This is a genomic window from Methylobacterium mesophilicum (assembly GCF_036441335.1).
GTDB lineage: Bacteria > Pseudomonadota > Alphaproteobacteria > Rhizobiales > Beijerinckiaceae > Methylobacterium > Methylobacterium mesophilicum_B.
The window spans coordinates 120,332-138,054 of record NZ_MLBW01000001.1 but is presented as its reverse complement, the minus strand read 5'-3'; the positions used below and the strand labels follow the sequence as shown (position 1 = coordinate 138,054).

The 17,723-nt window shown below is 70.6% G+C and carries 12 protein-coding genes; 6 read left to right on the top strand and 6 right to left on the bottom strand.

Going from position 1 to position 17,723, the window contains the following annotated elements:
* Positions 1-101 precede the first annotated feature (101 nt).
* Positions 102-497, top strand: coding sequence for a tautomerase family protein (locus tag MMR14E_RS00675; protein ID WP_331312347.1), 396 nt, complete (start codon positions 102-104; stop codon positions 495-497).
* A 205-nt stretch (positions 498-702) separates the two neighbouring features.
* Here the strand turns inward: MMR14E_RS00675 and MMR14E_RS00670 are convergent, their stop codons facing one another.
* A complete protein-coding gene (locus MMR14E_RS00670; RefSeq protein WP_331312346.1) occupies positions 703-4,434 on the bottom strand; it encodes a vitamin B12-dependent ribonucleotide reductase in 3,732 nt (1,243 codons plus the stop codon).
* Between the two features lie 515 nt (positions 4,435-4,949).
* Between MMR14E_RS00670 and MMR14E_RS00665 the strand changes: the two genes are divergently transcribed.
* Both MMR14E_RS00665 and MMR14E_RS00660 read left to right on the top strand, forming a co-directional pair.
* The gene (locus MMR14E_RS00665) at positions 4,950-5,366 is read left to right on the top strand and encodes an NADH:ubiquinone oxidoreductase subunit NDUFA12 (RefSeq protein ID WP_331312345.1); all 417 of its coding nucleotides are present in this window, start codon (positions 4,950-4,952) and stop codon (positions 5,364-5,366) included.
* A 128-nt stretch (positions 5,367-5,494) separates the two neighbouring features.
* Entirely contained in the window at positions 5,495-6,151 is a 657-nt protein-coding gene (locus MMR14E_RS00660; RefSeq protein ID WP_331312344.1) for a DUF2155 domain-containing protein, read from the top strand.
* 25 nt (positions 6,152-6,176) lie between these two features.
* Here the strand turns inward: MMR14E_RS00660 and MMR14E_RS00655 are convergent, their stop codons facing one another.
* Positions 6,177-7,238, bottom strand: coding sequence for a polysaccharide deacetylase family protein (locus tag MMR14E_RS00655; protein WP_331312343.1), 1,062 nt, complete (start codon positions 7,236-7,238; stop codon positions 6,177-6,179).
* Between the two features lie 240 nt (positions 7,239-7,478).
* On the opposite strand from MMR14E_RS00655, the gene MMR14E_RS00650 reads away from it, so the two are divergent.
* Positions 7,479-8,663, top strand: coding sequence for a GNAT family N-acetyltransferase (locus MMR14E_RS00650; RefSeq protein WP_331312342.1), 1,185 nt, complete (start codon positions 7,479-7,481; stop codon positions 8,661-8,663).
* 10 nt (positions 8,664-8,673) lie between these two features.
* On the opposite strand, the gene MMR14E_RS00645 is transcribed toward MMR14E_RS00650, so the two are convergent.
* A complete protein-coding gene (locus MMR14E_RS00645; RefSeq protein WP_331312341.1) occupies positions 8,674-10,890 on the bottom strand; it encodes an exopolysaccharide transport family protein in 2,217 nt (738 codons plus the stop codon).
* Between the two features lie 189 nt (positions 10,891-11,079).
* Here MMR14E_RS00645 and MMR14E_RS00640 point away from each other — a divergent pair, with 189 nt between their 5' ends.
* The gene (locus MMR14E_RS00640) at positions 11,080-11,658 is read left to right on the top strand and encodes a polysaccharide biosynthesis/export family protein (RefSeq protein WP_331312484.1); all 579 of its coding nucleotides are present in this window, start codon (positions 11,080-11,082) and stop codon (positions 11,656-11,658) included.
* 1,060 nt (positions 11,659-12,718) lie between these two features.
* On the opposite strand, the gene MMR14E_RS00635 is transcribed toward MMR14E_RS00640, so the two are convergent.
* Positions 12,719-12,967: a hypothetical protein gene (locus tag MMR14E_RS00635; RefSeq protein ID WP_012317333.1), complete on the bottom strand. Its 249-nt coding sequence runs from the start codon at positions 12,965-12,967 to the stop codon at positions 12,719-12,721.
* A 269-nt stretch (positions 12,968-13,236) separates the two neighbouring features.
* Between MMR14E_RS00635 and MMR14E_RS00630 the strand changes: the two genes are divergently transcribed.
* Entirely contained in the window at positions 13,237-13,455 is a 219-nt protein-coding gene (locus MMR14E_RS00630) for a hypothetical protein (protein WP_331312340.1), read from the top strand.
* Positions 13,456-13,470: 15 nt separating this feature from the next.
* Here the strand turns inward: MMR14E_RS00630 and MMR14E_RS00625 are convergent, their stop codons facing one another.
* Complete coding sequence (locus MMR14E_RS00625) at positions 13,471-14,532, bottom strand: hypothetical protein (RefSeq protein WP_331312339.1); 1,062 nt, start codon at positions 14,530-14,532, stop codon at positions 13,471-13,473.
* Positions 14,533-14,560: 28 nt separating this feature from the next.
* Positions 14,561-17,605 (bottom strand): penicillin-binding protein 1A, encoded by a 3,045-nt coding sequence (locus tag MMR14E_RS00620; protein ID WP_331312338.1) that lies wholly within the window; start codon positions 17,603-17,605, stop codon positions 14,561-14,563.
* Positions 17,606-17,723: the final 118 nt, after the last annotated feature.

Here is a 17,723-nt window from a genome sequence, read left to right as displayed (position 1 = left end):
TGTTCGGGAGTTTCAAATTTTCCGGACGATCCTGGGCGCGTACGGAGGGGCCGTCAAGCGAGCCGGGTCGCGCGGCTCGCCTCCGCGGGAGATCACCAGCCATGCCCCTCGTTCGAATCTCGCTCCTCAAGGGCAAATCCTCGGCTCATATCCGCGCCATCGCCGACGGCGTCCATAGCGGTCTGCGCGACGCCTTCGGCGTCCCGGCCGACGACCGCTTCCAGCTCATCCACCAGCACGCGCCCGGCGAGTTGATCTACGATTCCGACTATCTCGGCCTGCATCGGACCGACGACGTGGTGATCATCAACATCATCGCGGGGAACTGGCGGGACACGGCGCGGAAGAAGGCGCTCTACAGGGCGATCACCGACAACCTCGTCGCCGATCCCGGCCTTCGTCCAGAGGATGTGCTGATCGTGCTGTCGCCGAACGGGCGCGACGACTGGTCCTTCGGCGCCGGCCTCGCGTCCTACGTCGCGGACGACGCGGACTGATCGCGCGTCGGCCACGCGATGGGCCTCCGACCTGTCCGAGCGGCCGGCCGCGTCGTCGCCCCTATGGTCGATCGGACATCTCGGCGCCGGAGAACGACCTTCCGCCGCCGCCGGAGAATCACGGTTTCAAGATCGCGGACACGGGTCGGGCGAGCCATCGCACCCGATGGCTCGCCCGATCACCTCAGGCCGGGACGGTCGGGGCTCAGGAGCACCCCGTCGTGGAGCCGCAGGTGTCGCACTTCAGGCAGGTGCCGTTGCGGACCAGGGTGAAGTTCGCGCATTCCGGGCAGGCCTCGCCGACGTAGCCCTTCATCTTCGCCTCGGCCCGCCGGTCGGCGACGCTCCGCTCCGCCTTGGCAAAGGGGAGGGTGTCGGCGATCGTCTCGGCCTGACCGGCCGCCACGGGCTCCGCCTTCAGCGCCGTGCTGCCGCGGATCGCGTGGACCGTGCCGCCGGCCGGGGTCGACTGCCCGGCGCTCGCCGCGCCGACCCCGAGGCTGGCACCGGCCGGACCGCCCTGGATCAGCGTCAGCCGGTCGGCCGAACCGCGGAGCAGTCCGCGGGAGACGACCGACGAGGCCGGTGCCGGCTTCGGACCCTCGCGCGTCGTGTCGCCGCTCTCGCCGCCGCCGATCACCGTGCCGCCGATCTCGGCGGGGCTGACATGGGCGAGGTCGGCACGGCCGAGATACGAGACCGCCAGCTCACGGAACACGTAGTCGAGGAGCGAGGTCGCGTTCTTGATCGCGTCGTTGCCCTGCACGAAGCCGGCCGGCTCGAACCGCGTGAAGGTGAAGGCCTCCACGTACTCCTCCAGCGGCACGCCGTACTGGAGGCCGAGCGAGATCGCGATGGCGAAGTTGTTCATCAGGCTCCGGAAGGTCGCGCCCTCCTTGTGCATGTCGATGAAGATCTCGCCGAGGCGGCCGTCGTCGTACTCACCGGTGCGCAGGTAGACCTTGTGGCCGCCCACGACCGCCTTCTGGGTGTAGCCCTTGCGGCGGGCCGGCAGCTTCTCCCGGGAGCGGATCCGCTCGACGCGCTCGATCACGCGCTCGACGATCTTCTCCGCGGCCGCGGCGGCCTTGGCGGCGGCCGGCGCCTGGATCAGAGCCTCGATCCCCTCATCCGCCTCGTCGTCCTCGTCCGAGATGAGGGCGGCGTTGAGCGGCTGCGACAGCTTCGAGCCGTCGCGGTAGAGGGCGTTCGCCTTCAGGGCGAGGCGCCAGGACAGCAGGTAGGCCGCTTTGCAATCCTCCACCGTCGCGTCGTTCGGCATGTTGATGGTCTTGGAGATTGCCCCCGAGATGAAGGGCTGGGCCGCCGCCATCATGCGGATGTGGCTGTCCACAGATAGGTAGCGCTTGCCGATCCGGCCGCACGGGTTGGCGCAGTCGAAGACCGGGTAGTGCTCGAGCTTCAGGCCCGGTGCGCCCTCCAGCGTCATCGCCCCGCAGATATGGGTGTTGGCGGCCTCGATCTCCTTCTTGGTGAAGCCGAGGAACGGCAGCAGCTCGAAGGTCGGGTCCGACAGCTTTTCCGCGGGGACCTTCAGGGTCTGGGTCAGGAAGTCGTCGCCGAGCGTCCAGCGGTTGAACACGAACTTGATGTCGAAGGCCGACTTCAGGCCCTTCTCCACCGCGGCGATCTTCTCGTCCGTGAAGCCCTTGGCGCGGAGCGTCGTCGGGTTGATGCCCGGCGCCTGGCCCATGGAGCCGTGGCCCACCGCGTAGGCCTCGATCTCGGCGATCTCGGATTCGCGGTAGCCGAGCGCCCGCAGGGCGTCCGGGGCGGCCTGGTTGATGATCTTGAAGTAGCCGCCGCCGGCGAGCTTCTTGAACTTCACCAGGGCGAAGTCGGGCTCGATGCCGGTCGTATCGCAATCCATCACGAGTCCGATCGTGCCGGTCGGCGCGATCACGGTGGCCTGGGCGTTGCGGTAGCCGTGCTCCTCGCCGAGCTTCAGGGCCCGGTCCCAGGCGGCGCGGGCGTGATCGCCCAGATCCGCCTGCGGGATGTTGGCGTGGTCGAGGGCGACCGGCGCGACGTTCAGGAATTCGTAGCCCTCGGCCTCACCGTGGGCGGCCCGGCGGTGGTTGCGGATGACCCGCAGCATCGCGTCGGCGTTCTCGTCGTAGGCCGGGAAGGTGCCGAGCTCGGCCGCCATCTCGGCCGAGGTCGCGTAGGCGACGCCGGTCATGATCGCGGTGAGCGCACCGGCGAGGGCCCGGCCCGCGTGGGAATCGTAAGGAAGGCCCATCGTCATCAGCAGGCCGCCGATATTGGCGTAGCCGAGGCCGAGCGTCCGGTAGCGGTAGGAGAGTTCCGCGATCTCCTTGGACGGGAACTGCGCCATCATCACGGAGATCTCGAGCACGACCGTCCAGAGGCGGTTGAGGTGTTCGAACGCCTCCACGTCGAAGCGCTTGGTGCCCCGGTCATACATCGTCAGCAGGTTCGCCGAGGCGAGGTTGCAGGCGGTGTCGTCGAGGAACATGTACTCGGAGCACGGGTTCGAGGCCCGGATCCGCCCGCCCGCCGGGCAGGTGTGCCAGTCGTTCATCGTGGTGTTGAAGTGCAGGCCCGGATCCGCCGACGCCCAGGCGGCCTCGCCGATCCGCTCCCACAGGTCGCGGGCCTTGAGGGTCTTGGTCACCTTGCCGGTGGTGCGGGCGGTGAGCTGCCAGTCGGCATCCGCCTCGACGGCGCGGAGGAAGTCGTCGGTCAGCGAGACCGAGTTGTTGGAGTTCTGGCCGGCGACCGTGAGGTAGGCCTCCGAATCCCAGTCGGTGTCGTAGACGGGGAACTCGATCTTGGTGAAGCCCTGGCGGGCGAACTGCACGACGCGCTTGATGTAGGAGTCCGGCACGGAGGCGCGGCGGGCGGCCTTGATCTCGCGCTTGAGCGCCGGGTTGCGCTCCGGATCGAAGCAGGCATCCCCTTCCGCCTCGCACTGCGTGCAGGCCTTCATCACCAGGGTCAGGTGCTTGGAGACGACCTTCGAGCCGGTCACGAGGGCGGCGACCTTCTGCTCCTCCTTCACCTTCCAGTCGATGAAGGCCTCGATATCCGGGTGATCGATGTCGACGATCACCATCTTGGCGGCGCGCCGCGTGGTGCCGCCCGACTTGATCGCGCCGGCCGCCCGGTCGCCGATCTTCAGGAAGCTCATCAGGCCGGACGACTTGCCGCCGCCGCCGAGCTTCTCGTTCTCCGAGCGCAGCATCGAGAAGTTCGAGCCGGTGCCCGAGCCGTACTTGAACAGGCGCGCCTCGCGGACCCACAGGTCCATGATGCCGCCGTCGTTGACGAGGTCGTCCTGGACCGACTGGATGAAGCAGGCGTGCGGCTGCGGGTGCTCGTAGGCCGAGGCCGACTTCGTCAGCGCGCCGGTCTGCGGGTCGCAGTAATAGTGGCCCTGGCTCGGGCCATCGATGCCGTAGGCCCAGTGCAGGCCGGTGTTGAACCATTGCGGCGAGTTCGGCGCCACCATCTGGCGGGCCAGCATGAAGCGCAGCTCGTCCATGAAGGCCGAGGCGTCCTCTTCCGACGAGAAATAGCCGCCCTTCCAGCCCCAGTAGGTCCAGCAGCCCGCGAGCCGGTCGAAGACCTGTGTGGCCGAGGATTCGGAGACGAAGCGCTCGTCCTCGGGGAGCGCGGCGAGCGCGGCCTCGTCCGGCACCGACCGCCAGAGGAAGGAGGGGACCGCGTTCTCCTCGATCCTGCGCAGGCGGGCCGGGACACCGGCCTTGCGGAAGTACTTCTGCGCGAGCACGTCGCTCGCGACCTGGCTCCAGCTCTCCGGCACGTCGATGCCGTCGAGGCGGAACACGACCGAGCCGTCCGGGTTGCGGATCTCGCTCAGGGCCTTGCGGAAGGGGATCCCACTGTAGGGCGATTGTCCGGCCGTGGTGTAGCGACGCTCGAACCGCATGAAACACACCTCTCCCGACGGGACACAAGGGTCCCGGCCCCGCGCGACGCGGGGTCTAGCCCGATAGTGGGATTCGCGGCCGACCACGCCCGGCTGAGAGACGTGCCTCGGTCCCGCGAACGAAAATTAGGAACGGTCGCCCCTGCCCAACGCACCACTTCCGCGGGGCGCGACCGATGCAGGGAGATTACCGCCGCCTTCACTCTCACGTCAACAAGTGGTGTTCGCCGGCCTTGTTCCCCGCTAGATGTTGTGCCGGCTCGCAAAAGCCTGTGGATATCGTCCCGGGCCGGGATAAGTGTCCTTCCGGCTTTCGGGAATCGGATCGGGAAAATTTTAGATTCACAACCGTAAGGAGCGGAACCCGCGCAAGCCCGGAACCGGGGCCCGAAACGTCGGGCCGAGCGTTGCCCCGGGGCGACACTTCGGTCATGCCGCTGGACTCGCACGCGCGCGGTCACCATAACGGCGCCGACGGGCGCCCTCGCGGCGCGGCACGATTTCCGGGACCGGCGATGGCGCTGAAGGACACTTTGCTGCGCATCTTCACGTGGTGGAACGGTCAAACCGTCTCCCTCGCGCTCCAGACCGCGCGCACCGGCATCTTCGTCGGCGAGGACGATTTCGGGAACAAATACTACAAGGCGGAGGGCGCGCTGATCGACCGCTCGGTGGGCTCCGAGCGGCGCTGGGTCGTCTATAACGGCTACGCCGACGCCTCGAAGGTTCCGCCCGGCTGGCGCGGCTGGCTCTGCCACAACGTCGACGTCGCGCCGAGCGAGGAGAACTACCAGCCGAAGGCGTGGCAGAAGCCGCATATCGATAACCAGACCGGCACCGCGAACGCGTACCGGCCGGCGGGCTCGCAGCTGTCCTGGGGCCAGCGACCGGCCGCGACCGGCGACTACGTGTCCTGGACGCCGGGCGAGTAGAGCCGCGCTCCGCCGCGGACCGGGCGCCCTTTTGCCGCCACCGTTCCGGTGTTCATGACGGGCCAATCCCGATCGTCCGCCGCGCAGCCCTCGGCGCGGCCGGCCACCCTCGTCTAGGGGTCCGAGCCTTGAGCCGCATCACCGCCTTCGCACGCCGCGCGCTCGCCCCGAGCCTCGCGCTCCTCGTCTGCGCCGGCCCGGCCGCCGCCGACAAGATCAAGAACCCGACCGCGGTGTTCTCCGGCCTCGACAAGATCACCGGCCGGATCGTCAATTTCGAGGTGGCGGTCGACGAGACCGTGCAGTTCGGCGCCCTGCAGCTCACCCCGCGGGTCTGCTACACGCGCCCGCCGACCGAGAGCGCCAAGACCACGGCGTTCCTCGAGGTCGACGAGGTCACCCTCGACAACAAGTACCGCCGGATATTCACCGGCTGGATGTTCGCGTCGAGCCCCGGCCTGCACGCGATCGAGCACCCGATCTACGACGTCTGGCTGGTCGACTGTAAGGGCGGCAGCGACGTGATCGCCGAGGCCAAGGAGCAGGAGGACGTCCCGGCCGTGGCGGCCAAGCCCGAGAAGGCGAAGCGCCCCGGCAAGGACGCGACCAAGACCGCCCAGCAGCTCAACGCCAACGGTCAGGTGGACGTGGAGGCGCCGCGCGGCGTGCCGGTGCAGCCTCGCCAGAAGCCCTCGCGGAAGTTCTTCCCGTCGAACGAGGGGCCGGCGCCGGCTCCGCCGCCGCAGCAGCAGCCGCAGAACCTGTTCGACGCGCTGTTCCGCTGAGGCCGCTCGCGGGCACGCCGTGGCGTCAGGCGACGTTGAGGCGTCGCCCACGATTCCAGGCCAGGAACGGGACGCCGGAGAGCAGTCCGGCGAGGGCCGCGCGCGTCTGGTGGCAGCCGTTCACCGACACCCGGGGCAGGGCCTGGAGGTGCGCGGCGTGCTCGGCGAAGAGGTGGCCGGGCCGCGTGGTCACCGCCGTCGCGAAGCCCATCTCCCGCGCCAGGGCGAATTCACGCGGGCCGGCGGAGGTCGGATCCCCGACCGGGTACGAGAGGTGCCGCACCGGTTGCCCGAGTTCAGCCTCGATCCGCGCGCGCCCCTCGGCGATCTCGCGCGCGGCGAACCCATTGGCGTGCTTGGCCAGCATCGGATGGCTCACCGTGTGCGCGCCGACGGTGACGGCCGGGTCGGCGGCGAGATCGCGCAGTTCCGCCCAGGACAGGCACAGATCGGCGGCGAGGCGCCCCGGCGGGAAGCCGGCCTGACGGCAGAGGGCGGCGATCCGGTCGAGGAGATCCGCCTCGTCGCCGCGGCGCAGGTCGCGGTACAGGGCCTCGAAGGCCAGCGCCTTCTCCTGCGGGCTGCGCGCCGGAAGGTCGAGGCTCCGCGCGCCGACGTCGATGCGCACCCGGTCCAGGCGCGCGATCGCCCGCTCCAGCTCGATCCACCAGAGCCGCCCGGCCTGGTCGGCGAACCCGCTGGTGACGAACAGCGTCCACGGCGCGCCGTGCCGGGCCAGCACGGGGCGGGCATGCACGACGTTGTCGCGGTAGCCGTCATCGAAGGTCAGGACCGCGAAGGGCGGCCCGTAATCCGGCTCGGCCAGCCGCTCCGGCACCGAATTGAGGCCGATAATCTCGAAGCCGCGGGCATCGAGCTCGCGCAGGGTCAGGTCGAGGAATTCGGGGGTGATGCCGAGCAGGCGGTTCGGCGCGAAGGCCGGTACCGGGTCGGGGCTGACGTGGTGGAAGGTGAGGATCACGCCGAGGCCGCGGGCCGCTGGGCTGAGCCAGCGATCCGCCCCGAGCGCCTGGATCGCGCGGAAGCCGGACGCGAAGACCCGATGCTTGGCACGCGACGACAGCATGGCCCTGAACCGTTCGGGCCCGCGGCCCAGCTCGGCACAGCCTTGGCGCGCCGAAGTAAATAAACCCGAAAGCATGCGGCGCGGCGGCGATCGCAAGCAGTCGTTAGCCACGACTGTTCTTTGCGAGACCGTCCGGCGCCGGGATCGCACCATCGTCGATTGAAGTCACGGGCTGTTCAGTCGCCTCCCGTCAGGGTTCGGGCGGCACGGGACCGTGAGCGGTCCCCGGGAGATCGGGTCATGGCGGTCGGTGTCCAGGTAGCGGGAACGGACATGGTCGATTCGCGCATCGCCGGGGGGCTCGTCGCGGAGATCATCCCCGATCTGGCCGCGGCCGAGGCGCTCTGGCGCCGCATCGAGGCCGATCCGGCGTGTCTCGGCACTCCGTACCAGCGGTTCGCCTGGATCAGCGCCTACCTGCGGGCGACGGGGCTGGCCGAGCGCGCGCGCGTCGCGGTGCTGCGGGACGCGGACGGTCGGCCGCGCATCCTCATCCCGTTCACGATCCAGCGGGAGCGCGGCCTCCGCCTCGCGCGCACGGTCGGCGACACCCACGCCAACTACCACATGCCGCTCTTCGCCACCCGCGACGCGGCGGCGATCGCGCCCGGCAGCGTCGTGGCGGCCCTGATCCGCGCCGGCCGCGCGGACGGGATCGACGCCTTCGCGCTGACGCATCAGCCCCGGATGTGGGACGGGACGGCGAACCCGCTCGCCGCGAGCGGCGAGGCGGAGGCCAGCGACGGCTACGGCCTGATGCTCGGTCCGGACCCGGAGGCGACCGTGCGCCGGGTGTTCAGCGCGGATGCCCGCAAGAAGCTGCGCTCCAAGGAGAAGCGCCTCGTGGAGGCGCACGGCGCGATCGCCTACCGCCGCGCCGAAACCGCCGAGGAGGCGGCGCGCCTGCTGACGGCGTTCTTCACCCAGAAGGCCGCCCGCTTCGCCGGCATGGGCGTCTCCGACCCCTACGCCGATCCCGCGATCCGGGCCTTCCTGACGGCCGCGTCGGCCGGCGCCGAGCCCGCGGTGGAGCTGTACGCGCTGTGCCTCGCCGAGAGCGGCCGCGTCCTCGCGACCTTCGGCGGCGCGGTCAGCGACCGGCGCTTCAGCGGCATGATGACGGCGTTCGACGGCGATCCCGAGATCGCCCGGTACAGCCCCGGCGACCTGCTGCTGCAGCATCTGGTGCGCGACCAGACCGCCCGCGGCCGGCAGGGCTTCGATCTCGGTGTCGGCGAGGCCCGCTACAAGGCCAGCATCTGCGACGAGACGATCAGCCTCGTGGAGACGATCATCCCGGTCACCCTCCGGGGCAGGACCTACGGCGCCCTCCGCCGCGGCCTGACCCGCACCAAGCGGCGGATCAAGCGCGACCCGCGCCTCTACGCCGTCCTGAAACGACTCCGCACCTGGCGCCGGTCGTGACCGTCCCGGTTCAGGCGGCGTTGAGGCGCAGTTCCGCCCGGGCGTCCTGGACTTCCGACGCGGCCGGACGATCCTGCGCGACCAGGATCTGGCCGGCGCCGGCCTCCTCCGCGAGGGCGTAGAGGTCGGCCAGCGCCGGGTCCTCGGCATCGGCGTTCGACGCGATGACGACGCTGTCCATGAAACCGGCGACGAGTTCGAGCAGGTCGACGGCCCCCGGCGCGGCATGGAGCCGGCAGATCACCCAGTCGTAGGCCTCGGCCATGGCCTCGAAGGTCAGCGCCAGGGCGTCCGGCTCGTCGAACAGGACGGCGGAATCCTGCAGGCCCGCCTCGATCCGGTGCTGGCCGCTCTCCCGGCGGGCTTGGATCACGTCGAGGAAGGCGGCCTCGCCGGCGATGAGGTCGGAGAAGCCGAGCCGCGCCGTGCCGTCGCTCGGCAAGTTCAGGTCGACGGAGACGAGGCTGCCCTCGCCACCGAGGGCGCGGGTCAGGGCCTCGGGCAGCGTCGGAACCCCGCGACGCGCCTCGGTCTCGACGATCAGGATCCGGCGACCGGTCTGCGCCTCCGGGGCGCGGGGCGCGGCGACGATGCGGGCGACGAGCGGCGTCAGATCGAACGTGTCGGCGGTGCGGATCGCCGCCGGCCCGATGGCCGCTGTCGCCGCAGCGGCCGCGCCCGACGGCTCCGACCAGCGCGCGGCCGGCGTCGCCTCGGGGAAGGTGAAGGACGGCCGATCCAGCACCGGCTCCCGACGGCGGTCATCGTCCGCCGGATCGCCATCGCGGTCACCGGCGGCGCGGCCGGATTCGGTGAGCAGCGCGCTGGCGATGACGCCGCCGACCGCCAGCATCAGAGTCAGCAGCGTCGCGAAGGCGACGATCGGCAGCTTCTTCGGGAAGGACGGAACCTCGGGCGTCACCGCGCGGGACACGATGCGGGCGTCGGCGGGCGTCGCGGCCTCGCCGTCGCGCGCCGCCGCTTCGCGGTAGCGGCCGAGATAGGATTCGAGCTGCTCGCGCTGCGCCTTCGCCTCGCGCTCCAGCGCCCGGAGCTGGATCTCGCTGGCGTTGCCGCGCACGACGACGTCCTGCTGACCGTCCACGGCGCCCTGCAGGCTCTCGACCCGGGCCCCGGCGATCTTGGCGTCGTTCTCCATGGTGCGCACCACGCGCTCGGCCGAGGCCTTGATCTGCGCGTCGAGGTCCTCGAGCTGGGCGTTCAGCTCCTTGATCCGCGGATGGGCCGGCAGAAGCGTCCGCGACTCGAGGGCGAGCTGCGCGCGCACCGCGATCCGGTTCTCGACGATCCGGCGGATCACCTCGTTGTTGGCGACGTCGGGGATCTCGAAGGCCCGCCCGTCCTTGATCAGGTCCTTGATGGCCTTCACCTTGCCGTCGAGGTCGGCCTTCAGGCTCCGCGCCGCGGAGAGCTGGCTCGACAATTCGCCGAGCTGCTGCGCGTTCAGCGGCCGGCCGGCCAGGCCGGTGCTGCCGACGAGGCCGTTCCTGGCGCGGAACGCCTCGACCTTGGCCTCGGCCTCGGCGACGCGCTTGCGCAGCCCGTCGATGTTGCCGCCGAGCCAGGTGGAGGCGTAGCGGGCGGTGTCGACCTTATCGGCCTCGAGGGAGCCGATGTAGAGCTTCGCGATGGTGTTGGCGGCCTCGGCCGCGAGCTTCGGGTCCTTCGCGCGGAACTCGATCGTCAGGATCCGCGACTTGCCGGCGGGGTAGACCAGCAGGTGGTCGAAATACGCGTCGAGCACCCGGTCCTCGGCGGGGCGGTCCAGGGGATTGGCGCCGATGCCGAGCATCATCAGCACGCGCTGGACCGCGCCGATGCTGCCCGCGCCCGGATCGAACTCGGCGTTGCCGACGAGCTTGAGCCTGCGGATCGCCTCGCGGGCGAGGTCGCGGGACATCACCACCTGCACCTGACTCGCCACCGCCTGCTCGTCGATCGGCGCGAGCTGATCGCCGCGCTCCTGCGCGGTGCGGGCGAAGGCCGGGTCGCGGCTCTCCAGGAGGACCTTGGCCTCGCCGGTGTAGCGGGGGCTGACCACGTTGACGAAGACGCTCGCACCGAGGGCGACCACCAGGGTCGGCCCGACGATCCAGCCGATCGAGCGCCGCAGGATCCGCGGGAGCTGCGCGAGGCCGAGACCCTCCTCGGCGCGCGGCTGGGGTCCGGGCACGGCGTAGGTCGAGCGTTGACGGATCGTGGACATGCGGACGCTCTGAACGCGGAGACTGAGCGGGCGGGCATTACTGCCGTCCCGCCGCCATTAGTGGACGTTAAGGTTGCTCAAGAGTTAAGGGTGCCGCCGGCCCGGGACGGCTCCGCCCGGACCGGGCGGTGATCAAGTTTCATTAACCTTAACGGCCTAGACCGTCCCGCAACTGCATCCATGACGGCGATGGTGATGAACCGGCGCGCTCTGCTCCTCGCACTCGGCTCGACTCTGGCGCTCGGCGGCTGTCTGCGGCCGAGCTTCCGCACCGACCAGCTCGACGCCACCGGCACCGGCTCGATCGCGGCGCGGTACACGCTTGCGGCCGGCGACAAGCTGCGGGTGATCGTGTTCGGTCAGGACAACCTGTCCAACATATACGCGGTTGACGGCGGCGGGCGCATCGCCATGCCGCTGATCGGGACCGTGCAGGTCGGCGGCCAGACGACCGCGCAGGCGGCCAAGGCGATCGAGGCCAAGCTCGCGAGCGGCTTCGTGCGCGAGCCGCACGTCACCGTGGAGGTGGACGCCTACCGGCCGTTCTACATCCTCGGTGAGGTCACCACCTCCGGCCAGTACCCGTTCGTGAACGGGATGACCGTCGAGACAGCCGTGGCGATCGCCGCGGGCTTCGGGCCCCGGGCGGCGCGCGACTACGCCGTCCTGACCCGCGATGCCGGGGGGTCGCTGATCTCCGGGATCGTGCCGATGACCTACGCGGTCCGGCCGGGTGACACGATCGTCATCAAGGAACGGTTCTTCTGAGCGCCGACGCGCCGGTCACTGCCCACTCTGCCACGGGTTGATCACCCGCATGGCCGTCTTCTGCGCGGGGATCGGGGTCGCCACTTCGGGCATCGGCTGGCGGGCGCGAGCCATCATCCGCCGCGCCTCCTGCGCCGGCACGGCACCGACCGGCGTGAACAGGCCGGCCAGGACCTTCCGCGTCCCCCGGCTCACGAAGCGGGAGTTCTGGACCGGCTCGAAATCCCGGATCGCGTGGCGCTTGTCGGGGTTCCCGGTGAAGACCCGGGCGCCGGAGTTCAGGACCACGATGTCGCCGGGCCGCAGCGTCTCGTCTTTGAGGAGTGCCGCCGTCGCGCCGGCCTTCATGTCGATGGGCGTCTGGCGCTCGCTGATCTCCCGCTCCTTCACGCGGATCTTGAGCGGGAGCGCCGCGTAGCGGGTCTGAAGGCGGCGGCGCGCCGCTCCGAGCCGCGGGGTCGCGTGGCGGCCGAAGGCGCGGCCGTCGAAGGCGGGGACCNCGGAGTTCAGGACCACGATGTCGCCGGGCCGCAGCGTCTCGTCTTTGAGGAGTGCCGCCGTCGCGCCGGCCGTCATGTCGATGGGCGTCTGGCGCTCGCTGATCTCCCGCTCCTTCACGCGGATCTTGAGCGGGAGCGCCGCGTAGCGGGTCTGAAGGCGGCGGCGCGCCGCTCCGAGCCGCGGGGTCGCGTGGCGGCCGAAGGCGCGGCCGTCGAAGGCGGGGACCGGGGCCGGCGCGGGCTGGGCCTGCTGCGGCGCCGGCCGGGCGCCGAACAGCATCTCGAGGAAACCGACCTCCGCGGCCTGGGCGCGCAGCGCCGTCCCGGCGAGGAGACCGCCGGCCGCCATGACGGCCAGCAAGCTGCTCGTGCGAAGCCTCATAGCACCCTCCGGAACCGACGCCCGACGTGAGCATCCGACCCTCAACCGCAAGGCGTACTGGAGGGTTCCGGATGATTGACTGTCTGCATAGAAATGCCGGGAGGCGGTCTGCCGGCGCAGGATCCGACGTCGCCGCGGGCCGAATCTCGGCGTCTCCGAGGCGCCCGGAGACGCGGGCCTAGCCCGGCGCCGACTGCTCGCCCTCGCCGATGCAGTCGAGGGCGCGCTCCACGGCGCTCACGGCATCCAGGAGATGCTGGACGGTGCGCTCGACCTCGATCGCCGGACGCCCCATCGCGGCGGCGCGGGCGCTCACATCCTCGAGCTGCTCCAGCAGAGCGAGGAGATCGCCGGCCACGGTCACAACTTCGCAGCGAGCGAGGCGGGTGACTGTCGGGCGCGGACGGAAGGGCAAGACGTTGCTCATCGCGGAGGGTTGTCGCCCGAAACGACCGGGATTCGCCAGAGGGAGCGGGCCGAACTCAACACGATTGGCCGACCCTATCCGCCGCATTCGGGACCTGTGGTGGATTTTCCGTGGCCGCTGCGCATCGGAGACGGCAGAACCGATTTACATCTTGCGCGCGACCTTGACGGGCGCGCCGCGGCACTGACCATGCCGCGAGACAGCCCGCGCGGGCCCCGCCCGGTCGCTGCCGGGCGCCGCCCGCATACGGCACGCTTTCAGGATCTGCGATGCGCTTGACCCTTCTCGCCCTCTCCGCGCTGGCCCTCGGCGGCCTCTGTGCCTGCAGCACCAGCGAGGGCCCGGATTCCCGCAGCGGCCTCGCCGAGACCTTCAACCTCGACAATTATCGGGCCTCCGGGAACACCAACGGCACCCAGACCCGCCGCGACGTGAACCGCGCCTACACCCAGCCGACGCTGCCGACGATCGGCAACCGCGGGATGTGACGCGCACCCGGCGCGTCACCGCTTGGTGAGCGCGTCCGCGAAGGTGGCGATCCGGTTGCGGGCGTAGACCGGCAGACCGGCGCTGATCGAGTTGCCGGTGTTGAAGCTGGAATTGCCCATCAGCACCTGCGCGGGCAGCAGGTTCTTGAGCACCGGCACGCGGGCGTACTCGGCCTTCCGGTCGAGGACGTCGCCCTTTACGGCGAGCGCCATGTAGGCGGTGACCACCGTCTTGGTCGGGTCGTTCGGCATCGGCTGGAACACGGCCAGGAACTTGCCGAAGCGCAGGATCTGGTTGACCCAGAAGATCGTCTGCTCCAGGCCGCCGGTCACCGCGGTGTCGATCTTCGTCAGCGCCTTCAACCGGTCGCCCTGGTCCGGCCCGAGCACGCGCAGCTCGCTCTGGAAGGAGACGAACTCGGCGATCTTCTTGGCCGAACCGTCCTCGAGCTTGTTGGCGAGCTTCACGCCAAGCGGCAGCTTGCCCTCGAGGTCGTAGCGCGACTCGATGCAGGCGCCCGCGCCCTCGCACCACAGCCGGTCGGGCCGCTTGGCGAAGGCGGCCGCCGGGTCCTTGTTGGGCGTCACGTCGGCGACGGCCAGAGTGTGGTGCTTGATCGCCGGATCCATCTTCTGGACAAAGGCGAGGTTCGCGAAGGCCTGCAGGTCGATCGCCTCGGGCGGCCGCGGGACGACGAAGCGCCCCTCGGCGACGTAGACCTTCAGGGTCTCGTGCCGTGGCTTGGCCACGCCGTTCACCGTGACCGTGTAGTCCGGCTCCTTGTAGCCCGGATAGGGGGCGAGCGCCGCAGCCTCGGCTGGCCGCGCCTTGAGCCAGTCGAGATACGGGATCAGGCCGTTCTCCGGCGTCGACGGGTTGTCGCGATGGTCGGTGAACAGGATCTGGCCCGGCTTGATAGCGGCCGGATCGACGGCCGTGACCGAAGGCACCTCCTTGATCCGCTCGGGCCCCGGCGCCGGGGCGGTGTTAGCGGCGGGCGTCTGGGCGTGGGCCGGGAGGACCGGGAGCGCGGCCGTGAGGGCGGCCGCCAGGGCCGCGGGGAGCTGCTGGCGCAACGTTGTTCTCGTCTGTCGGGGAGGGCTGTCAGTAACCGGGGTCTTCGCCGAACAGGTAGTCGGGATCGCGGCGGCGCGGGCGGCGCGCGTCGTCGTCCCCGCCGAAGGGCGAGCGATTCGTCTGGCCCGGCCAGGGCTTGTAGGGATCCTGCCCGTAGAGATCCACGTCCCCCTGCGCGCGGCGGCTGCGCGGCGCCGGACGCTCGCCCAACGGGTCCAGGAAGTCGGACCGCGGCCGCTCGCCGGTCATGTTGCCGTAGTAGTCGCCCGCGACGCTCGCGCCGTCGTCGCCGGCGAGGTCACCGTCCTGCGCGTCGGGCCGCATGGCGTAGAGCGTCTCGCGGGGCACAAGGCGGTACTGGGTGTCCGCCATCCGGCCGTCGCCGCTGGTGCGGAAATGCTCGAGGAAGCCGCCGCCGGCGACCCGCACGCCGCTGCGCGGGTCGATCGGGAGGTCGGCGATGAACGGGCGCGCCTCGGGGGAGGGGCCCCGCAGCGGCGTCTTGGCGACGCCGTTCGCCCAGGCCGCCTGGAGGATCGCCGAGGCGATCGGCACCGAGACGTGGCCGCCGGTCTGGCCGCGGCCGAGCGTCTTGCGGGTGCCGTCGGCGTTGTCGTAGCCGACCCAGACCACCACGCTGATCTCGTTGGTCAGGCCGGCGAACCACGCGTCGTTCTCGTTCTCCGAGGTGCCGGTCTTGCCCGCGACGTAGGCCGAGACCTTCGCGAGCGCCGCGGCCGTGCCGTGCTGCGTCACGCCCTGCAGCATGGTCTTCAGCTGGTAGAAGGCCACGCGGTCCGCCGAGGCGATCCGCACCGGCTCCTTGGTGGCGTGCGTGTAGAGCGGCTTGCCGTCCCGCTCGACCGACTCGAGCGCGTAGGGGGCCGGGCGCGCGCCCTCGTTGGCCACAGCCGCGTAGAAGCCCGCGAGGTCGAGCATCCGCACCGGCTGCGCCCCGAGCACGAACGGGTAGTAGGGCTCGCACTCGGCGTAGATCTGCGCCTCGAGGGCGATGTCGCAGACCCGCTTCAGGCTCGCCGGCGCCTTCGGGGCGATCCCGCCCTGGAGGAGCCGGGCGGTGACGAGGTTCTTGGAGAACTCGAGGCCGCGCCGCAGGGTCGTCGGCCCCGAGCCGCCGCCCTCGTAGTTCTTCGGCGACCAGGAATCGCCGGTCCCGCCGATCGGCGGGAGGGTGACGGCGGAATCCATCACCAGGGTGTTCGGCTGCAGGCCGGCGTTGAGCGCGGCGAGGTAGGTCAGCGGCTTCAGGGTCGAGCCGGGCTGGCGCACGGTCTGGGTGACACGGTTGAGCTGGCTCAGCGGATAGGAGAAGCCGCCGGCCATCGCGAGGATCCGGCCGGTCTGGTTCTCCAGCACCAGGGCCGCGCCCTGGACGGTCGGCCGGACGCGGAGCTGCGCGCGCGGGCCGCCCTTGCCGGCGCTGACCTTCACGCGGATCACGTCGTAGAGCTGCAGCTTGCCGCGGGCGATCCCGGGATCCAGGACGGCGGTGCGGCCGTCAGCCAGGCCGACCTTCATGCCGCCGCGGCCGGTCTCCAGCACCACCGCCATCGGCCAGTGGACGTCGTAGAGCACCGGGCGGGCGCTCTCCAGCGCCAGCAGCCACGCCGGCTTCTTCAGCGGCACGGCCGCGACCTTCTCGCCGCGGCGCGGCCTCGTGGCCGGCCCGGCCTCCGGCCTGGCGTCGGGCTTCGCGGCCTCCGGCCGCGCGCCGGTGACCGCCGGCGCGGCCGATGCGGAGCCCTCCGGTGCCGGGGTCGCGGCCTGGATCCGGCGGACGCTGTCGGCGAGGTTGAGCTCGGGCCCCGTGAAGACCTGACGGCCGGTGCCGCGCTCGTAATTGGCGAGGCCGTCCTGCAGGGCCTCCTCGACGGCGCGCTGCAGGCCCGCGTTGATCGTCGAGCGGACGGTCAGCGAGCCGGAGGTCAGCGAATCCACCCCCGCGAAGGTGCGCGCCTCCCGGTTGAGGAAGTCCACCACGTAGAAGCCGGAGTCGCGCCGCGCGGTCTCGATCGGCTTCAGGCCGAGATCGGACTTGATCGCCGCGTTCATCTCGGCCTCGGTGATCGTGCCCTCTTCCTTGAGGCGTGCGAGCACGTAGGCGCGCCGCTCCCGCGCCCGGTCGGGATACTTGTCGGGACTGTAGAAGTTCGGCCCCTTGGGCATGCCGGCGAGCAGCGCCGCTTCCGGCAGGGTCAGCTGACTCACCGGCTTCCCGAAATAGCTCTGCGCCGCCATCTCGATGCCGTAGGCCCCGCGCCCGAGATAGATGCCGTTGAGGTAGAGCCCGAGGATCTGCGGCTTCGTGAGGATGCGCTCCAGCCGCGACGCGACGATCATCTCGCGGATCTTGCGCTCGTAGGTGACGTCGTCGCCGACCGAGAGATTCTTGACCACCTGCTGGGTGATGGTCGAGCCGCCCGCGGGGCGTCCGGGGGAGGCGAGGTTGGCGATGAAGGCCCGGATCACCCCGCGCTCGTCGATGCCGTGATGGGTCTCGAAGCGCTTGTCCTCGGCGGCGATGAAGGCCTTCTGCACGAGATTCGGGACGGCCGTGATCGGCACCACGACGCGGCGGCCGTTCGGCTCCGACGCCTCCGCGAAGGGCTTGCCGGCGCCGTCCAGGATCCGGGTCATACCCGGCAGGGCCTTGTCGCGCAGGGCCTCGGCGCTGGGCAGGTCCTTCGTGGCGTTGTCGTAGAACTCGATGACCGCCTTCGCGTCGAAGGGCGAGTTCGCGGGGTTCTCGCCCTTGCAGAATTGCTTGTAGCTCGTGTTCAACTCGTTCAGATCGAGCCCGTGCAGGATCTTGGGCGCCGCCGGCCCGGCGACCGTCGACGGATCCTCCATCGCGGTGCTGATCAACTCGTCGAGATTGATGTCCTCGATGTCGAAGGCCTTGCGCATGTGGGCGCAGCCGTCGCGCAGCAGGCGCACCACCTCCGGTCCGTCCGTCGCCGGATCGAACTGCGTCCGGACCGCGTCCGGCCGTGTCGTGACCTGGCTCAGCGTCAGGGCAGTCGCGAACAGCTTGATCAGGATGGCGTTCATACGGGCCGGGTTCGGGGGACGCGACGGGGCGGGCGCGGACCTTTCGGGAGCGCGCCTGAACAGGGCGTGCACAACGCGGCTGATTTAAGGTGACGCCGAACGGCAACGCTTTGGCCGG